At 69.8% G+C, this 18609-nt stretch carries 11 protein-coding genes, 1 tRNA gene and 1 pseudogene; 5 read left to right on the top strand and 8 right to left on the bottom strand.

What is annotated here, in order from left to right:
* Nucleotides 1-10: 10 nt before the first annotated feature.
* Genes DB32_RS02005 through DB32_RS01990 form a run of 4 tightly spaced genes read right to left on the bottom strand, consistent with a single transcriptional unit; the run spans nucleotide 11 to nucleotide 3131 of the window.
* Entirely contained in the window at nucleotides 11-715 is a 705-nt protein-coding gene (locus DB32_RS02005; RefSeq protein WP_053230719.1) for a pilus assembly PilX family protein, read from the bottom strand.
* A gap of 3 nt (nucleotides 716-718) precedes the next feature.
* Nucleotides 719-1900, bottom strand: coding sequence for a PilW family protein (locus DB32_RS02000; RefSeq protein ID WP_053230718.1), 1182 nt, complete (start codon nucleotides 1898-1900; stop codon nucleotides 719-721).
* Nucleotides 1897-2523: a type IV pilus modification PilV family protein gene (locus DB32_RS47870; protein WP_053230717.1), complete on the bottom strand. Its 627-nt coding sequence runs from the start codon at nucleotides 2521-2523 to the stop codon at nucleotides 1897-1899. Before DB32_RS47870 ends, DB32_RS02000 begins: the two co-directional genes overlap by 4 nt.
* Nucleotides 2523-3131: a pilus assembly FimT family protein gene (locus DB32_RS01990; protein ID WP_275935452.1), complete on the bottom strand. Its 609-nt coding sequence runs from the start codon at nucleotides 3129-3131 to the stop codon at nucleotides 2523-2525. The genes DB32_RS47870 and DB32_RS01990 overlap by 1 nt, the downstream gene beginning before the upstream one ends.
* 188 nt (nucleotides 3132-3319) lie before the next feature.
* On the opposite strand from DB32_RS01990, the gene DB32_RS01985 reads away from it, so the two are divergent.
* Nucleotides 3320-3403 (top strand) — tRNA-Leu (locus tag DB32_RS01985).
* A gap of 74 nt (nucleotides 3404-3477) precedes the next feature.
* Here DB32_RS01985 and DB32_RS01980 read toward each other — a convergent pair.
* Entirely contained in the window at nucleotides 3478-4023 is a 546-nt protein-coding gene (locus tag DB32_RS01980; protein ID WP_157068608.1) for a SpoIIAA family protein, read from the bottom strand.
* 251 nt (nucleotides 4024-4274) lie between these two features.
* Nucleotides 4275-4406 (bottom strand): hypothetical protein, encoded by a 132-nt coding sequence (locus DB32_RS49860; RefSeq protein ID WP_275935451.1) that lies wholly within the window; start codon nucleotides 4404-4406, stop codon nucleotides 4275-4277.
* A 148-nt stretch (nucleotides 4407-4554) separates the two neighbouring features.
* On the opposite strand from DB32_RS49860, the pseudogene purU reads away from it, so the two are divergent.
* The 4 genes and pseudogenes from purU to DB32_RS01955 all read left to right on the top strand — a co-directional run bounded on the left by purU (nucleotide 4555) and on the right by DB32_RS01955 (nucleotide 12643).
* Nucleotides 4555-5405, top strand: a pseudogene (gene purU, locus DB32_RS50200) (formyltetrahydrofolate deformylase).
* 761 nt (nucleotides 5406-6166) lie between these two features.
* Nucleotides 6167-8254, top strand: a complete 2088-nt coding sequence (locus DB32_RS01965; RefSeq protein WP_053230713.1) for a hypothetical protein — start codon at nucleotides 6167-6169, stop codon at nucleotides 8252-8254.
* A gap of 11 nt (nucleotides 8255-8265) precedes the next feature.
* A complete protein-coding gene (locus DB32_RS01960) occupies nucleotides 8266-11397 on the top strand; it encodes a zinc-dependent metalloprotease (protein ID WP_083457087.1) in 3132 nt (1043 codons plus the stop codon).
* Nucleotides 11398-11479: 82 nt separating this feature from the next.
* A complete protein-coding gene (locus DB32_RS01955) occupies nucleotides 11480-12643 on the top strand; it encodes a hypothetical protein (protein ID WP_157068607.1) in 1164 nt (387 codons plus the stop codon).
* A gap of 68 nt (nucleotides 12644-12711) precedes the next feature.
* On the opposite strand, the gene DB32_RS01950 is transcribed toward DB32_RS01955, so the two are convergent.
* On the bottom strand, nucleotides 12712-15855 hold the full coding sequence (locus DB32_RS01950; protein ID WP_053230710.1) for a MopE-related protein: 3144 nt from the start codon (nucleotides 15853-15855) through the stop codon (nucleotides 12712-12714).
* A 78-nt stretch (nucleotides 15856-15933) separates the two neighbouring features.
* On the bottom strand, nucleotides 15934-18204 hold the full coding sequence (locus DB32_RS01945; RefSeq protein WP_053230709.1) for a serine/threonine-protein kinase: 2271 nt from the start codon (nucleotides 18202-18204) through the stop codon (nucleotides 15934-15936).
* Between the last annotated feature and the right edge of the window lie 405 nt (nucleotides 18205-18609).

Genomic DNA, 18609 nt, shown 5'->3' with positions numbered 1-18609 from the left:
CTGCGCCCGTTCAGCGGCGGCGCGTCGGGCCGCTGATCCCGATCGCGCGCGAATTCATGGCCGACTCGTGATGACCACGGACGGTCCAGTTCCTCTCGTCCGGCGCGCTCGTGCCGACGCCCGCGCCCGGCGAGTACGCGTCGACGCGCCCCGGCAGCTGGGTGCGGCCGCGCGCGGTGTACGTCGCGGCGACGTACTCGAGCGTGCCCATTCCGTCGGAGCGATGCCCCGCGATGATCCCGGTGAAGCGATAGCTGTCGTTCACGTCGACGACGAAGTTCGGCACGTAGCCGAGCCCATGACCGAGCGAGTCGCTCGCGATCGGCTCGTTCGCGACGTAGGGCGCGACGAGCTCGGTCATCTCGATGCGATGGTTGCCGACCATCGGGTCCATGACCGGCTCCTCGGGCGCCAGGCGGCGCGTGCTGCCGGTGCGGGTCTGCGAGCGCTCGAGCGAGAGGCTGAGCGGCTCGGGACCGGACTGCTCGATCATCGTCATCGCGCTCACGAGCGCGCCCTCGGCGACGTAGCGCGTCTGCATGCGCTGGCGCGCGTTGCCGGTGCCGCGCAGCTCGACGCTCGTCGAGTGGATCGCGAGCGTCGCGGTCGCGGTGACGATGAGCAGCAGCGCCATCACGACGAGCATCGCGGCACCGTCGCGGCGCTTCGTCCGCGAAGCACCCAACAACGCGCGCTTCTTCTTCCGCGTGGTCATCGCTCAGAGCCCTCGCTGGATCAGGTTGGGCAGGCCGATCTCGGCGGTGGCGGTGCGCACGCGCGCAGCGCCGACGCGATCCGAGAACACGCGGAACCGAACGGGCGGGGCGCCCGGGACGGGCGCAGCCCACGGGAAATTCGGGTCCTGATCGCGCGAGCGCGCGCCGATGGTGACGACGAGGGCGCGAACGCGCGAGGCGCGCGCAGCCATGTTCGTCTCCGCGAGCTCGTCGCCGTACAGCGTCGCGAGGCGCGCGTCGGGCGCGCTGCCGACCGCGGTGTCGTCGAAGATCGCGTCGACGTCGAAGTGCATCGCCCACTCGAGCACGGTGCGCGTCTCGGTGATCGCGTTGGTCACCATGTCGCGCTCGCGACGCACCAGCGAGACGTTGGGTCCGGTGACGTCGGCGCCGGAGCTGCTCGTCGCGGTGGGGAGGTCCTCGGCGTTCGCCTGCAGCGCGTACTCGACCTCGGAGAGCGGCGCGAGCAGCGCGCCCTCGCCGAGGCCCACCACGCAGGTGCCGCCGACCCCGAGCGCCGGAGTGAACGAGACGCTCGCGCTGTTGCCGGAGACCGTCGCGCTCGCCACGCGCACGAAGAAGTGGTTCCCCTGGACGGTCTGGATGTGCAGCATCCGGCCGGCGCGGAACACGTCCTGGAAGATCGTCGGATCGATCGTCGTGCCGGTCGAGTCCGCGGCGAAGCTGCGGCGGAAGCCCTGCCAGCTCGTCTGCAGGAACGCGGTGCCGCCGCTCGAGTCGAAGCTGCGCACGAGGTACGCGTCGCTCGTCGCGAAGTTGCCGACGAGCCGGAGCAGATCGGCCTGCGTGGTGGTGTTCGCGGCGCCCGCCTGGTGCGCGTTGATCGCTGCGCGCGAGCCGCCGTCCTCGTTGACCAGCTGCACCGCGCGGACACGCCGCGCCGGCGTCACGCAGGTGCGCTCGACCATCGAGTCCGGCGTGCCGTGCAGGCCTGCGCGCTCGACGTCGCGGCGCACGCGATCGAGCGCGAGGCGCGTCGAGAGCTGGAGCTGGGTGACGCGCTGCTGCTCCTGGAAGTCGCGCGCGGCCGAGCCGCCGAGCGTGTACACGCTCGCGATCACCAGCGCGCCGATGGTCATCGCGACCATCATCTCGACGAGCGTGAAGCCCGCGCGGCGCGACGAAGGACGACGACGCCTCATCGCGCCGCTCCGGGGACCGGCGTCCAGCGGATGACCGTCGACGCGTAGACGAACCCGACGTCGCGGGTGCGCGTGCCCAGCGTCTGGAGGTCCGGCGCGCTGCATCCCTGGAGCGCGGCGGTCTGCGCGGACGCGGTGCGGCGCGGCCACCAGACGCGCACGTCGGCACGCATCGCGTCGCCCTCGTAGACCCACTGCAGGCGCACGTTGGTGCAGAAGCGCATGTCCGCGGCGACCGCGGTCTCGCGCCCGAAGTGATCGAAGGTCGCGCGCTCGGTCGCCGGCGCGGCCATCACGGGCTCGAACCACACGGGCGCGTCGCCCACCGCGGGGACGCGGTTGAGGTAGCGCGTGTGGACGAGATCGGTCGCCGAGAACACGACGCCGGGTCCGCCGCGCGACCAGCCGATCGCGTCGCGCTGCAGGCGCTCGATCCACGTGCTCGCGATGTGCGTCGCGGTCGCGATCTGGCGCGCCTCGAGGTTGCCGCGCATGACCGCCTGCTGGAGCCCGAGCACGCCGACCGCGCCCGCGGTGAGCACGCCGAGCGCCATCATCACTTCGATCAGCGTGTAGCCGGCGCGGCGTGCGCGGCGCGTCGCGCGATGTCGCATCGACGTCATCAGAACACCCTCGGAGCGCCCGAGATCGGGACGAAGAGGCCGCGCTGCTCGAGCGCGGTCGAGCCTTCGAGCCGCTGGATCGGGAAGCGGAGCGCCTGTGCGGGGCGCGAGAAGGTCCCGGCGCCGTTCGCGACCCAGATCTCGTCGTCGGGCTCGAAGCAGACCCGCGTCGCCGACTCCGGCGCGGTGATCTGCACGGTGTGGCCGGCGCTCGCGTAGTCGGAGAAGTCGACGGCGTCGACGCAGTCGACGGCGCGCGGATTGGCGGAGCATCCGCCGGTGACGACGATCGCGTTCCAGTCGTTGCTGCGGCACGTGTCGGTGAGACCGCGCCAGAGCTCGAGCCGGCCGCGCGAGCTCGTGCCCGCGGTGTGGATCATCAGGTACGCGCGCCCGTAGGAGAGGGAGTCGGAGCGGGCCTGTCGCGCGAGACGGGAGGCGTCGTGGGTCGCGCGCTGGGCGCGGCTGACGGCCATCGAGCGCATCAGCCCGGGCGCCGCCAGCGCCGCGGTGATCATGATCAGGACGACGATCACCATGAGCTCGAGCAGGGTGAACCCGGCGCGCGAGCGGGTGGGAGTCCTTCGTCGGGGCGTGGACGGACGCACGGCGGCGGTCGCGACTGCAAGCTGTGTTCCTCGCCTGATCCGCGCGGGAACGCGCGGAGATCACGCGAGAATCACAGAACGGCGGGCGAACGCGACCCTGCATCGGATGCGGGGTACGAAACGATTGCGGACCCCGGGGACGCGCGCTTGACAGCCGAGCGCCATTGCCGTACCCCTTGCGACCCCACGCGGAAGTGGCGGAATTGGCAGACGCGCTGGATTCAGGTTCCAGTACCCGCAAGGGTGTGTAGGTTCAAGTCCTATCTTCCGCAGACGGAATGAATCCCGGGTGACCGCAAAGGTCACCCGGGATTCGGCTTTTCTGGGCGCAGATTGCCCGAGCGCGTCAGCGCGCGGCGCGCCTGGCGAGCTCGCGCTTGGAGTCGGAGACGCCCGCAGTGCTGCGGACCGTCCCGCTCACGCTCGCGCTCAGCGCGTCCACGGCATCGCAGATCGCGAGCGCGGCGTCGGGGGACACGCCGAGGTACGCGAACGCGTCGTCGAGCTGGCTCGGCGAGAACGAGCGCAGCGAGGCACCCAACCAGTTGAACGCCGTCACGATGCCCCGCACGCCCATGCTGCTCGAGACGACCGCGACTTTGACGTCGCTCCAGCTCCCGAACGGCCTCCCGAGATCGAGCGCCGCCTTGCGCTGCGCCGCGTTGGGGCCACCGCCGTCGGTGAAGACGAGCTGCTTGAAGCGGGACAGATCGCCGCCCGCCCGCAAGGTGGCGTCCGACATCGCGAGATAGGCGTCCCACTCTTCCTTGTTGGGGTTGGTCGCGTTGTGGATCGCAATTCCGATCCCGCGCACCAGCCGGAATGCTGCGTTCTTCATCGCCGGCCCGAGTCTGACCCGAGCGGAGCCACGGCGCCGCTCCCACGCGAACATTCGCGCAGTACTGGGTTCAGGATGCCGACATCGTGCGCGCGCCCGACGCTGCGACGACGCACGCGGCCGCGGCGGAGTCGCCCCGCGTCGATCACCGGCGCTAGCGCAGGCGTTCAGCGACCCGCACGAGCGGGCGGCGGACACCGCCACGGGCACGTCGATGGCACCGCGCGCCTGTGAACGGAGCTCGCGCGTCATCGGCTTCCGCGCGAGCACGACCCTCCGAACGACACTCGGCGGCAGGCGCCGCATCAGAATCTGGCGCTGAGCATTTCGATGATGTCGACGCCGACTTCCTCTTCGCCTGTCGTGGCGCGGGAGTTCACGCAGAATTTCGGGGCCGCGCCCGCCTTGCGCAGTGGTGAATAGAGTCGCAGCCGCATCGTGAGCTGTTGAAGCTCTCATTTGCTCTGGGGTGGCCAGGCGCCTGGGCGCGAACGCAAAACACTCATCATCTGACCGCGCGGTCGGCCGCTCAGACGCGATCGAGGGACGTTCTCGTGCGGTGCGGCGCGCGGTATACGGCAGACGATGACCATCGCGACGCTCCTCGTGTCGGGTCCTGATCGTCCCGGGTTGGTGGCTGCGCTCGCGCAGGTGCTCTACGGGCACGGCGCGAACATCCTCGACGCAGATCAGCACAGCGATCCCGAGGCGAGCTGGTTCTTCCAGCGCATCCGATTCGACCAGCGCGAGCTGCGCACCGACGCGACGAGCCTGCGCCACGCGATCGCCGAAGTGAGCGAGCGCCTCGGGATGACCTGGCGGCTCGAGTCGAGCGCGCGTCGCAAGAAGGTCGCGATCTTCGTGTCGAAGTACGACCACTGTCTCTTCGATCTGCTGTGGCGACACCGCGCGGGCGAGCTCGACTGCGACGTCGCGCGATCGTCAGCAACCATCCGGATCTCGGCCCCGTCGCCGCGCAGTTCGGGATTCCGTTCCACGTCTTCCCGATCGCGAAGGAGACGAAGGCGGAGGAAGAGGCGAAGGAGCTCGCGCTCTTGGCAGAGCACCGCGTCGAGCTCGTCGTACTCGCGAGGTACATGCAGATCCTCAGCGCCGATCTGATCTCGAGCTTCCGCGGGTCGATCATCAACATCCACCACTCGTTCCTGCCGGCGTTCGTCGGAAAGCGGCCGTATCACCGGGCCCGTGAGCGCGGCGTGAAGCTGATCGGCGCGACTGCGCACTACGTGACTGCCGATCTCGACGAGGGCCCGATCATCGAGCAGGACGTCACTCGCTGCTCGCACCGCGACACCGTCGACGAGCTGATCCGCAAGGGCCGTGATCTCGAGAAGCTCGTGCTCGCACGCGCGGTGAGACTGCACCTGCAGGATCGGATTCTCGTCTATCAGAACAAGACCGTCGTGTTCGACTGATTCGAGCACGAGCCCGCGAGTCGCAGTGGCGCGCAGATCGATGCGCGCCCGACATGCGTGCTCGCACTGGCTCGCTCGACGATGCGACGGGCTCGCTCGCGCGCGCTCGCTCCGGGTGCGCGCCCCGCCGCGCCCCGGATGCGCCCGCATCTCGTGATGGCGGCTGGACCGACCATTCGTGGCGCCCGGAGTGACCACTCCGACTACCGCGCGGGAGCGCCTATTCCGTCGGCGCGGAAAACGAAACACGCGCGGAATGCCGCGGCTGCAAACGGAGCTCGCGCACGGTGGATCGAGACGCGGAAAGCGATCACTCGCGCCGCGCGATTTCCGTCTTCGCAGAGACGTTTTTCGCGCGCGAGCTGCAGGTTTCGCGCGTCATTGCGCGCCGATGAAAAACCAATCAGCGCGTGAGTTTTCCGGTCTTGTCGACCCCTCTGGACGCGTGTTAGCCGAGCCACTTGTCCCGGAGTCCGTTCGCGCTCGCGAACGCCGATCGAGGTCCCATGCAAAAGAGATCACTCGCGCTGATAATCGCTGCGGGAGTCGCCGCAGCAGGCTGTGAAGACGGACCGACTCAGGTCTATCGCCCGCTGGATCGCGACCCTCCACTGCGCTCCGGTGATGGCTGGACGGAGGATGGCAGTCGCGGATTCGACGGATTCACCGGTGGCGACAGCGCCGGCCGCGCGCGCTTCTGTGACGAAGCGGAAGCGACCAGCCTGATTGCGGATCTCGTCGACGAGCCTCTCGTCCCCGACGTGTCCGCGGGGCGCATCCCGCTCTGGTCGCCCGACGGTCAGCCGCTCCACGCGGACGCGCTGCTCGGACGTCCCTCGGACGGCAAGTTCTGCGAGCCCACGGAGACGTACTCCGACGCGTTCGTCTGGGGCCCGACTCAGGAGCTCATCGTCTTCTTCAACGAGGAGACGCGCCTGATCGAAGGCGTGATGGCCTATCAGAGCTACCTCGGATCGATGCGCGGCAGCGTGCGCATCGGCGACACGACCGAGGAGATCGTCGTGCGCCCGCGCGAGCGCGTGACGATCGGCGGAGTCGAGCTCGACGAGTACAGCTCGCGCGCCGAGGCGGCGAGCCGCCCGCGCTCGTGGCTCAATCGTCAGAACGTCACTCGCATCTACGGCATGGTCCGTCAGACGTTCTTCGGCGACGACCCGCTGCCTGCCGGCTACGACTGCATCGCCGAGCAGCGCTGTGACGTGATCTACACGGCGACCGACGAGACGGTCCCGCAGGACACGTTCGTCGATCTCTCGGACTCCGGCGTGCAGCTGCGCTTCACCCCGGACGGGCATCTGATCTTCGTGTATCTGCAGCCGGTCCGGAAAGCGGACTTCGAGCTCTTCGGCGAGCTCAGCTTCGGCGAGCGCGGCTCGTCCGTGGTGGCGCCGCGGTTCGCGAGCGAGTCGGTCGACGGGTGCGACGTCGATCTCGCGGGCTCGATGACGTGGGCGCAGTTCCGCGAGGGCTGCGTGACCGCGGAGCGCACTCTCCAGCGCGCCAATTACGACGTCGCGGGACAGCGCGACTCGGTGTCGGTGCAGTTCGACGGAATGACGCTCGACTTCCTGCGCCCTAGCGAGAACGGCGTGTTCGAGGACGGCGAGCGCCCGGCGGACTCGGATCGCCTCCACTCGCTGAGCTTCACGCGCTCGCTCCCCGCGGTGGTGCCCCAGTTCGTGCCCCGCACGCTCGGCGACGACTACCTCGTGCGTCTGCGCGCGCACCTCGCGGCGAGCCTCTCGGACGACGCGAGCGAGAGCCATCCGTTCGCGAATTTCGTGATCCCGCCCGAGCCGACGCTCGCGAACGATCCGCAGCGCATCGGCGAGCTGCTCTTCACGCCGATGGGTGGCGCGCCGACGAGCTGGGTGCCGACCGTGCTCGCGCGCGTGCGCGCGGCGTACGCCGCGCTCTCCGACGAAGAGCGCGCGCAGGTCGATCCCGATGCGCTCACCGACACCGCCCTGATCGAGCCGTTCGTCGCGACCGTCATGTCGTCGTTCAGCTTCGGTCAGACCGATGCGCCGACGTCGTTCCGTGGGTTCCGCACCACCGACGACGAGCGCTGGGTCATCGCGTTCGGCAGCTTCGTGCAAGGTGACGAGCCCTATCGCCTCGTCGTCCAGTACAGCCTCAACTTCGGCGCGGTCACCGCGATCACGATCGAGCACGGCGGCAGTGGCGTCGACGAGGTCTTCGGCAGCGTGAACCAGGCGGTGTGGCCTGCGGTCGGCGGAGTCGCGCCGACCTACTACGACGTCCGGATCGCGGTCGAGCAGCTCGCGCAGGTGAATCCGTTCGCGCTCGGCGGCGGAGGCATCGAGGTGGGCAGTCCCGATCGCACGCTCGACACGCTCGAGATCGCGCTGGTGCTCGGCGAGGGCGCGGAGGGTCGGATCCCGCTCGTCGTGCCGGGCACGTCGATCGAGGACCGCGCCGGCTTCCTGCGCCAGCTTCGCGGCGAGCGCTGGGAGTTCGTGCCGGCGCACGAAGTCTTCCTGCTCGGTAAGGAGACGCTGCAGGTCTTCCACGTGCTCGCCGACGGGACGATCGGTCGCGTCGAGCAGCGCGTGTTCAAGGGCCGTCCGACGCTCTGCACCGATCCGACGCGCCGCGCGCCGCTGCGCATCGCGTTCGGTGACGACGTGCGCCGCTCGGTCGAGCGATGGCGACGCATCGTGGGCGACGACACGTACCAGTCGTGTGAGCTCGTCTTCAACTACTCCGACGACGGCAGTGTGCTGAACAGCGTCGCGTCGCTGACGAATCGCATCCAGTTCACCACGATCGCTGGGCGCGCGACGACCGTCGCCCTCTGGCGCTGAAGAGGTCGGTCATGAAGCGCTCCATCGGACTGATGATGTGCAGCCTCGTATTGGCTGCGTGTGTGTCGCACCGCCCGGTGCGCAACGGCCTCGACGACGAGGTCGTCTATCTCGACAAGCTCGATCTCGTCGAGCCGGTCGAGGGTCGGGAGGACGACTGGCTCTTCCAGGTCACCGTGGTCGAGACGAGCTCGCCCAACGTGCTCGGCGACTACGTGTTCCCCGGATTCCAGAGTGATCTGCGCCTCGTCGACTTCCGCTTCAGCGAGGACGCGCTGCAGCTGATCGACGCGCAGACGCTGCAGGGTGACGACCCCGCGAACCCGAACGACGACACGACGAGCCGCACCGACCGCGTGCTGCTCGAGTTCCCGGGGCAGCACGTCGACGTGCGCCTGCGCGAGACGCTGAACGGCGAGCGCACGAACTTCCTCGAGGAGAACACGGAGCTCCCCTGGCAGCGCCGCCAGCAGTTCCGCGTCGACTTCGAGGACGCGACGCTCGATCCGGTCTCGCAGATCGCGTGGTTCTACGCGGACTTCGTCGCGGAGTGCGCGAACCAGCAGAGCACGAATCTCGTGCCCGACTCGTTCGAGCGGGACGACGAGGACCAGTACATGAGCTTCGTCGTCGAGGTGAACTACGCGGTTCGCGCCGACGGCGGGTGTTACGACATGGTCTCTCTGGCGACCGGCGTCGGCACGACGACGGTGCGTTACCGGCTGAGCTTCTGGCGCCGTCCGGAGTCGACCTATCAGGCGGAGACGATCGAGGAGAAGGCGGAGGTCAATCGCCGATTCGGCACCTTCCAGCACCTCTCGTTCCTGCGTGATCCCGAGAGCGGTCTGCTCGAGGCGACGAGCTATCTGCACCGCTGGGATCCGAACCGTCCGAGCGACGAGCCCGTCACGTACTACTTCGTCCCCGGGTTCCCCGAGCGCTTCAAGCCGATGTACGAGGCGATCGCGGAGCACACGAACCAGGTGCTCGAAGAGGCGGGCGCGACGCTGCGCTTCCGCTTCGCGGAGTGGAACGAGGACGGCGTGGAGCGCCACTTCGGCGATCTCCGCTACAGCTTCGTCGCGTGGCACCAGGACATCGACACGACGCGCGGCCTGCTCGGATACGGCCCCTCGGGCGCGCACCCGCGCACCGGTGAGCTGATCAACGGGTATCTGAATCTCTACAACGTCGGAATGGACTACTACCGCTATCTCATCCAGGACTACCTGGAGGAGAACGGCGGTCGTCAGCTCGAAGAGGGCGCGACGTGGGAGACGACGGCGTGCGAGCCCGGTGAGACCGTCGCGCCGATCGAGCGCGCGAGCCGCCTTCGCACCGGCCTCTTCCAGGAGATGCGCCGCGTGATGGATCTGCCGGAGCCGGCGGAGGACCAGAATCCGACGGATCAGCTGATCCCGAGCCCGGTGCGTCCGCGCGACGAGTTCATCACGGACTACCTCCGCACGATGGGCGAGCTCCGCTACGTGCGTCCGGACTGGAACAGCTACGTCTATCGCAACACCGAGATGCCGATCCAGCGCTACCGCGAGCGTCGCGCGGTGGATCGCGAGTTCCGCTCGGCGATGGACGAGATCACGATGAACGAGAGCCCGTTCGGTCCGACCGACATGACGGGCACCGAGGGCATCGAGGCGATGAACGACTTCGCGGATCAGTTCCGCGAGTGGCGTCGCAACCACGACGAGCTCCAGGCGGACGAGGAGCTCGCGCTGGCGCGCCACAACATCCACGTGTTCGAGGAGACCGACGCGATCGGCGCGATCTCGAACGGCGCGCGCCGCTGCACCGACGCGGGCGTGTTCGAGTCGAACGAGGAGTACCGCGAGCGGATCATCGAGGACGTGGTGTCGCACGTCGCGATCCACGAGTTCGGCCACACGCTGAGCCTCCGCCACAACTTCTACGGCAGCATCGACGCGCACCACTTCGACGAGGGCGATCTCTCGTCGTCGGTGATGGACTACGTCACGTCGCAGGAAGAGGCGGGCTCGCCGCGCGGATGGGGTCAGTACGACCGCGCCGCGCTCTCGTGGATCTACGGCAACGCCGACGCGCGCGAGCGCGCGATGGCGGGTGACTATCTCTATTGCACCGACGAGCACCGGTATCGTTCGCCGCTCTGCCGCGCGCACGATCTCGGCGTCACGCCGAGCCAGATCACGCTCAACGCGATCGAGCGCTACGACTGGCTCTATTCGATCCGCAATCGTCGCGCGTACCGCCGCTTCTGGGACACCAGCGCGTACACGGGACAGATCTTCGCGGCGATCTTCGATCTCCAGCGCATGTGGTACCTCGGCCAGTTCGACTGGTCGGGCGGCGGCGTGCAGGACGTGCTGAAGCGCCTCGATCAGCTCGACCCCGAGCGCGAGGTGCTGAGCGACCCCGAGTACGACGCCATCGCGCGCGACTTCTACTCGGACATCCAGGCGTCGATCGATCTCGTGATGGCGTTCTACGACGCCGTCATCAACCAGCCTGCATCGCTGCGGAACTATCAGACGGAGTTCGACCCGTACTACGGCGACATCCTCCGACTGGGCATCATCACGGACAAGCTGTACGCGACGTTCGCGTTCATGGATCTGCAGCTCGTCTACAACTACGACCCGAACGTCGAGACGTACGCCGCGATGTACGACGCGCCTCCGTTCGGCTCGCGCACGAGCGCGCTCTCGCAGCGCGTGCTCGACGACATGCTGGGCGCCAACTACGACACGTTCCCGTGGTTCCGCTTCCTCGCGGTGAACCTGTTCGCGTCGGCGACCAACACGAACCTCATCGGTGACGTCGGCCTTCGCGAGCGCATCGCGATCCGCCGCTACGAGAACCTCGAGGAGCTCGAGCTGGAGCTCGGCGAGCACGTGATCGAGGAGGCGACGGCGGAGGGCAACCCCGCGCAGATCTTCGTGCACGACGGCGAGGAGCACATCTACACGTTCCTCGAGGACCAGGGCTGGCATCTCGTGACGAGCCGCTCGCGGAGCCCGGTCAGCTTCCAGTCGATGCGCGAGTACAACGAGGACTTGAACGCCGGGCGTCGAGGCGATCTCGACAACTACGGCATCAAGACGCTCCTCGCGTACTACGAGTACTACAACAACTTCGTGGGTTTCTGACGTGCGAGGCGTCCAATCGCGAGAGGGCCCCGGCCCTCTCGAGAGGATCCGATTCGCGCCGTGGGCGGCGGTGTTGCTCGCGATGACGAGCATCGCAGTCGCGCCGCGCGCGGCGCGCGCACAGAGCGAGGGCGACGCCACGATCGAAGCCGAGGCCGAGGCTGCTGCCGAGGCCGAGGTCGCGACCGAAGCAGACAGTGTCGTCGAGGCCGAGGTCGAGACGACGGCAGAGGAGCCAGAGGTGCAGCCCACCACGACGATCGACGAGCCGACGACGCCGGACACCGCTGCGAGCGTGAGCGCGCAGCAGCCGGCGGATCAGGCGAGCCAGTCGCCGGGTGAGCCGCAGGCCCGTGGGTGCACCGCGCAGGACGTCCTGCGCGGCCTCTGCACCGCGGAGCAGGCGGCGGCGAGCGCAGCGCAGAAGTTCTGGCGCGTGATGGGGCGAATCGACTACCAGCAGCCGATCGTCCTCGACCGCGATCCCGAGAACGACATCCTCATGTACTACTACCTCGGGGTCGAATTCGACATTCCGGTGCTGCAGGGGCTCTACGCCACGGCGTGGGGTGGTCTCTCGCAGCGCTTCTGGACGGTCGACGGGGAGTCGGCAGTCGACTTCACCGATCCCTTCGTCGGCGTGGGTATCCGTCACTCGCAGTCGCTGCGCGACATCGGGCTGCCGGATCACTCGCTCCACTTCGTGCATCGGCTCGCGGCGTATTTCCCGGCGTCGCGCGAGAGCCGAGCGAACCTGTACTACACGGCGCTCGATTGGATCACGGCGATGCGTCTGCCGGTGATCCATCGATTCATGGTGGGTGTCGATCTGCGCGCGCAGTATCGATTCCACGAATACGCGGAGCAGAACGGCGCGGTGATCGTGGACGCGTGGGACACCACCGGGGGTCTCAACACGCGCCTTCGGCTCGAGGCCGGTCTGCTGCTGCAGCAGGGGATCTTCGACGATCCCACGTTCGGATCGCTGCTCGTGCAGGGCTCGGCGGGAATCCGAGGACTGCTGCGCTACATGGCGGCCGACGAGTCGGCCACGGGCGCGCGTGATCCGTGGGAGGGCGACTGGTACTGGTCGCTCGGCGCCACGTACACGCCGATCGAGTACGTGTCGCTGACGCTCTCGCTCGAGCACGGATACAGCGACATCGTGCGCGGCGGCGTGCAGCAGATCATCGGGTTCGATCGTGACGAGACGCGCTTCGTCGTGAGCGTGTTCGGCCGCTACTGACGAACATCGCTCCCACACATGAAGAACGCCGCAGCGGAGATTCCGTCTCTGCTGCGGCGTTCTCGTTCTCAGCGGCCGATGTCGAGCGCCATGCGCGGGACGAGCTGATCGGCGATCGGCTCGGCGGTCGCGCCGTTCGCGAGCCAATATCCCCCCGCGCCCCAGCACACCGGCTGTCCACTGGCACGCACCGCACAGCAGTGCTGACGACCGCAGTCGATCGTGACGACGTTGCGGAGCGTCGGGACCGGGACCGCCACCGCGCTGCTGGACGTGCCACCGGTGCCGAGGCGACCGTTCGCGCCCGAGCCGAAGCAATGCGCGCGTCCGTCGCGGGTGCGCACGCACGCGTGATCGCCGCCGACCGCGACCTGCTCGGCGTGCCCCGCGAGCCCGTCGATCGCCTCGGGGCTGGAGGCGCCGGGCCACGCCCCGAGGGCCTCGCCCCAGCAGAAGACGCGCCCGTCCGCGAGCACCGCGCACGTCGTGTTCTCGTGCGCATCGATGTCGACCGGGCGTCCGTCGAGCCCCTCGACCGGAAGCGGCGCCGGCACACGCGCCGCGCGCGCGCTGCCGAGCTGCCCCTCGCTGCCGCGGCCCCAGCAGAACACCGCGTCGGGCGTGCGCGCGCACGCGTGGAAGGTGCCCGAGGCGATCTCGACCACGTCGTCGAGGCCGACAACGGAGAGGAGATCGCTCGACGCCGACATCGCGTAGTCCGCGCCGAGCTGACCGGAGCCGTTGCGGCCGAAGCACGACACCGTTCCGTCGCGCGCGAGCGCGCACCCGAAGTCGGTTCCGACCGTGGTCGAGATCGCATCGGGCATGGTCGTCCGCTCGCCGAAGTACTGCGTGTCGCACACCATCTCGCCGGTGCGCGCGACGCGGCATCCCATGCCGAAGCTCACGTGCGTCGCGACGAGATCGCCGCGACCGAACGCCCGCTGGGGCACACCGCGATACTCACGGCCCGCGGGGTCGATCTCGCCCCACGTGCTCGTGCCGGCGCAGAGCACGGCACCGTCGTGACGAACGAAGCAGCTCTCGTCGTGACCGGCCTCGACGTCGAGCGGCGCCACGATCGCCGACACGCGCACCGGCCGCGTCGTGCGCAGATAGCCGGGGTGCGGCGTGCTCGCGAGGTGATCGGTGCGCCCGTCGCCGAGCTGACGCGAGTCGCCGAGGCCCCAGCAATACGTGCCGTCGACGCGCGTCGCGCACGTGTGATCGACGCCGACGGTGAACGAGACGACGTCGGTGAGCTCGGAGACCGCGACGGGCGCGCGCGCGTCGGCGCCCGACGTCGTGCCCGGGCCGGCCCACGAGTCGTCGCCGATCTGTCCGTGCGTGTTGTCGCCCCAGCAGACGAGCGTGCCCGTTGCGCGCAGCGCGCATGCGTGTCGTCCGCCGCCCGCGCCGACGTGCACCGCGTCCGTGAGACCGGTGACGCGCACCGGCGCGGTCGCCAGCGCGCCGGACGCGGGACAGCCCGTCGTGCCCTGGCACCCGAGGCGTCCGTCGTCGCCGCCGCCCCAGCACGACACCGCGCCGCTCGCGTGCCGCGCGCACGCGAAGTCGTAGCCGATGGCGACCTCGACGGCGTCGGTGATCCCCGTGACCTCGACGACGCCCGGTGCCGTCGTGCCGCCGCCGAGCATGCCGCCGTAATTCGGGCCCCAGCAGGTGACGCGACCCGACGATCGCGCCGCGCAGTTCATCAGCGTGCCCGCGTCGACCTGCACCGCGTCGGTGATGCCGGCGATCTCGGTGGTGCCCTGCGACGTGGAGGGCGCGCACTCGCTCGTCGTGCCGTCGACGACGCGCTGACAGCTCGCGCCCCAGCACACGACGCGACCGCCGCGCACGGCGCACGCGTGTTGTCCGCCGAGCGAGAAGTCGCTCACCGCGCCGAGGCCCGCGAGCCTTCCGAAGCCGCCCGCGACCGCGGGGAACCCGAGCGTCGTGCGCGGCCCGAGGAGCCCGTCCCACCCCCAGCACGTGAGCACGTCGTCGGCGCCGCGCGCGCACGTCGTGCCCGCGCCGGCGTCGATCTCGCGCGCACCCTCGACGCCCCCGACGAGCACCGCTTCGTCCGCGGCCGCCGCGGTGTCGCCGAGCTCGCCCGACGTGTTCCCGCCCCAGCACACCACGCGCCCGTCGGGACGGATCGCACAGGTGTGCGCGTCGCCCGCGGCGATCGCGCGGGGCACGCAGCCGGTGCCGGCGACGGTGCTGCCGTCGAGCTCGTCGACCACTCCGTCGCAGTCGTCGTCGATGCCATTGCACGACTCGAACGCGCCGGGGTACGTCGCGGCGCGGCTGTCGTCGCAGTCGTCCTTCGGAAGGGCGCCCGGCGCGTCGAGGCACGAGGACGCGAGCGCGGCGTGACCGTCGCCGTCGTCGTCCTCGCCGGGCTGCGCGCCGGGCACGCGCGTGCGCTCGCCGCCGATGCGACAGTCGTCGTCGCGTCCGTCGCAGATCTCGGGCGCGTCGAAGTACACGCGAGGATCGGTGTCGTCGCAGTCGCTCGCCAGCGTGCCCGCGCAGAGCACGTCGGCGTGGCCGTCGCCGTCGTTGTCCTCGGCGGGATGATCGAGGAGGCCGTTGCAGTCGTCGTCGATGCCGTTGCAGACCTCGATCGCGCCCGGCGAGATGCCGGCGCGGGTGTCGTCGCAGTCGCCGCCGCAGGTGAGCGCTCCGAGCGCGCTCGCCTGGCAGCACGCCGAGGAGACCTCGCCGTCGTCGTCGGCGTCGCCCTCGTCGCCCGCGAGCGTCGTCGCGTCGCAGTCCTCGTCGAGGCCCACCGCGTCGCAGCGCTCGAAATTCCCCGGAAAACGCTGGTCGTTCGCGTCGTCGCAGTCGTCGCCGCCGCAGTCGATGGCGCGGCTTCCGTCGCCGTCGGCGTCGGTCGCGATCGTGCAGTCGCTCACGCAGCGCGCCTCGGTCTCGTCGCACGTCTGGCTCGCGAGGCAGGGCATCGCGCCGGCGACGCAGCGCGACGCGACGCAGCGCTCGACGCCGTCGCAGAAGATGTCGTCGGCGCACTCGCGATCGGCGGTGCAGTCACCGGCCAGCGCGTCGCGATCGACGAGGCCGCCGTCGCCGTCGGAAGGTCCGTCGTCGTCGCCGCACGCGGCCACGAGCGCCAGCGCGACGACCATCGAGAGCGGAAGGACGCGAGCACGATCTGCGAAGCGAAGAGATGCGATCACGCGCGGAGTGTACGTGTGATCTCCTCGATGATGGACACTCGCCCCGGCGCTTCTCGCCAGGCTTCGTCGTGGTCGCGGTCAGCGGCGTTGCACCCGAGGCGCAGGCGCGGCGTGCAGCGAGCGCTCGATGGAGCGCAGCGCGACACCGATCTGCGCGGCGCTCGGACGCGACGCAGGATCGAGCGACAGGCACGCGTCGATCAGCGCGATCAGGCGCGGATCGAGCGAGGGCACGCGCGCCGCGAGGGCGATGTGCGGCAGCGGCTCGATCCCACGCGCGACGAGCGACGCAGGCGGCTCGGTCCACGGCCCGGCGCCCGACAAGAGCTCGTACGCCATCACGCCGAAGCCGAACACGTCCGAGCGCGTGCCGAACGAGCTCGCGTCGCGCCCGAGCTCGGGCGCCATGTAGCGCGGCGTGCCCGCGACCGCGCCGAGCTCCGTGAGCGCATCGGGCGCGCTCGGCTCGTCGAGCGTCTCCTCGATGCGCGCCTCCGCGGCGGCGCGCTCCTTCAGCTCGACGATGTCGCTCGTGCGCGGAGGCGGCGACGACGCGCGCAGGCGCTCGGAGGACGTCTGGGTGCGGCGCAGCGCGGGGCGCGAGATGCCGAAGTCCGTGAGCTTCGCGATCGGGCTGTCGCCGTGGCGGAAGAAGAGCACGTTCGCGGGCTTCAGATCGCGATGGATGATCCCGAGCCGGTGCAGCTCGGCGAGGCCGTCCGCGATCTGCGCGAGCACGACGATCGCGAGCGCGGGCGTGCGATAGCGCTCGCGGTGCTGCTTGAGCGTCCCCTCGCGCGCGAGCTCGAGCACGAGGAAGAGCTGGCCCGCGCGCGTCACGTCGACGTCGACGATCTCCACGACGTGCGGGTGCCGCACGCGCGACGCGAGGTGCGCCTCGCGCGCGAGCCGCGCGACCGCGGTGCCGTGGGCCTCGAGCGCGATCTTGATCGCGAACTGCGATCCGTCCGAGACGCGCGTGGCCTCGTAGACCACGCCCATGCCGCCCTCGTCGAGGATGCGCTCGAGACGATAACGATCACTGAGCACGTCCCCGGGCGCCGGCTCGACCACCGTCGATCGCACCTTCGCGACGACCGAGAGCGCGGAGAAGAGCTGCTCGGAGCGCGACGCGACCTGATGACGGAGCTCGGCGTTGAGCGCCTCGACCTCCTTCTGTCGCGTCTCGAGCAGCGCGAGGCGATCCGCGAGCTCCGCGTTGAGGCGATCCGCGTCGCCGAGCGCGAGCACGTGGCTGCGCGAGAGCAGCAGCGACAGGAAGAGCGCGAAGAACGCGAGCCCGACGACGCCCGGGCGCGCACCGCCGAGCGGCTCGCCGAGCGCATACCACGTGCAGAGATCGCTCCAGGTCGTCGTCGCGAGCGCGGTCCACGCGAGGAAGAGCAGCAGCGCGCTGCCGCGATCGCGCGAGCACGCGAGCAGGCCGATGCCGCGCGCGAGCTGGTAGAGCGTGACCGTCGCGACCAGCGCGACGACGAAGGGCACTGCGATCTGCGTCGCGACGTACGGCCCCGAGAAGAGCACGACGACGATCGCGCTGATCGCCACGCCGACCCCGAACGCGCGCGGCGGGCGACCGAGCGCGAACGCGGCGTGCGTGAAGTGCACCGAAGCCCACACCGCGGAGAGGAGCCCGAGCTCCATCACGACGACGTCGATCGGGCCGAGCCACTGGAACGCGCCGAGCACGAACGAGGGGTACGTCGAGGCGGAGAACGCCTGGATGCCGAACCACAGGTACGGCCTGCGCCGTCGATCGTGGAAGTAGACGAGCAGGCACGTGAGCCCGACCTGCAGCGTCGCGGCGGCGCCGCACGCCGCGCCCGCGCGGTTCGTCGCGTCGACGATCGACGTCGACCAGTCGGTGGTGCCCATCGTGCGCAGCCGCGGCACGACGTCGATCCACGACGCCTGCGTCCAGCGTCGCGTCACGTGCAGCGCGAGGTGGACCGAGCCGTCTCGCACGAGCGCGCGCGGGATGCGCCATCGCTGCGGCGCGACCGAGCGATACGACGCGGCGAGGTCGGCGCGACCGAGCGAGATCCCGTCGGCGCGCAGCGTGACGATCGCGGCGAGGCTCGGCACGACGAGCTCGAGATCGCGATCGCGCATCTCGAGCGGGATGACGACGTCGCTCTCGAGCACGTGCGTGCCGTCGCGCGCGAACGCGTCGCCGACGAGGTGCGTCGGCAGCGTGATCGGCGCGGCGGGCGCATCGCCCTCGCGCACGGTCCACGAGCGCAGCGCGATGCCGTCCGAGCCCGCGGCGCAACCTGCCGCGAGCCACACGAGCATCGACGCGAGCGCGCATCGGGCGTGGGGCGGCATGACGGCGCGCAGCGTGCGACGTGGACGTGGGGTGCGTCCAGATCGCCAGGTCGGGACCACGTGCAGAAAAACGATTGCAGACGCACGCGCTTCGCGAGGAACGAGACGAGTCCGCGTGGTTGCACGTCAGCGTGGCAATTGCGTCGGGACGATTTCGATCGTTCGGCAGCAGAAAGACTCAGCACAGGAGTCGAGATGCCGAGTCCGACGCGCGAAGGTGCCAGTCGTGCGATGGAGTCCGATGCGTGCCGACTACGTCGCTCGACGTTCCGACGATCTCGTCGCGCTCTCGGACACGATGGACCAGTCGGGGCCGCGTCACGAGGCCAATCGCCGAATCACGAATCACGCGCATCCGCGCTTGACGTCCGTGAGCTTTCACATAGGTTTCGCCGCCGTTTCCGA

It is taken from the genome of Sandaracinus amylolyticus (assembly GCF_000737325.1).
Classification (GTDB): domain Bacteria; phylum Myxococcota_A; class Polyangia; order Polyangiales; family Sandaracinaceae; genus Sandaracinus; species Sandaracinus amylolyticus.
The sequence above is the reverse complement of the archived record's forward strand: the minus strand, read 5'-3'. Positions and strand labels throughout refer to the sequence as shown.

What these genes read in the sequence shown, in the direction of transcription:
- DB32_RS47870 (WP_053230717.1), bottom strand. Translation starts at nt 2,523, where the DNA reads ATGACGTCGATGCGACATCGCGCGACGCGCCGCGCACGCCGCGCCGGC.
- DB32_RS02005 (WP_053230719.1), bottom strand. Translation starts at nt 715, where the DNA reads ATGACCACGCGGAAGAAGAAGCGCGCGTTGTTGGGTGCTTCGCGGACG.
- DB32_RS01945 (WP_053230709.1), bottom strand. Translation starts at nt 18,204, where the DNA reads ATGCCGCCCCACGCCCGATGCGCGCTCGCGTCGATGCTCGTGTGGCTC.
- DB32_RS01955 (WP_157068607.1), top strand. Translation starts at nt 11,480, where the DNA reads ATGACGAGCATCGCAGTCGCGCCGCGCGCGGCGCGCGCACAGAGCGAG.
- DB32_RS01960 (WP_083457087.1), top strand. Translation starts at nt 8,266, where the DNA reads ATGAAGCGCTCCATCGGACTGATGATGTGCAGCCTCGTATTGGCTGCG.
- DB32_RS49860 (WP_275935451.1), bottom strand. Translation starts at nt 4,406, where the DNA reads ATGCGGCTGCGACTCTATTCACCACTGCGCAAGGCGGGCGCGGCCCCG.
- DB32_RS01980 (WP_157068608.1), bottom strand. Translation starts at nt 4,023, where the DNA reads ATGTTCGCGTGGGAGCGGCGCCGTGGCTCCGCTCGGGTCAGACTCGGG.
- DB32_RS02000 (WP_053230718.1), bottom strand. Translation starts at nt 1,900, where the DNA reads ATGAGGCGTCGTCGTCCTTCGTCGCGCCGCGCGGGCTTCACGCTCGTC.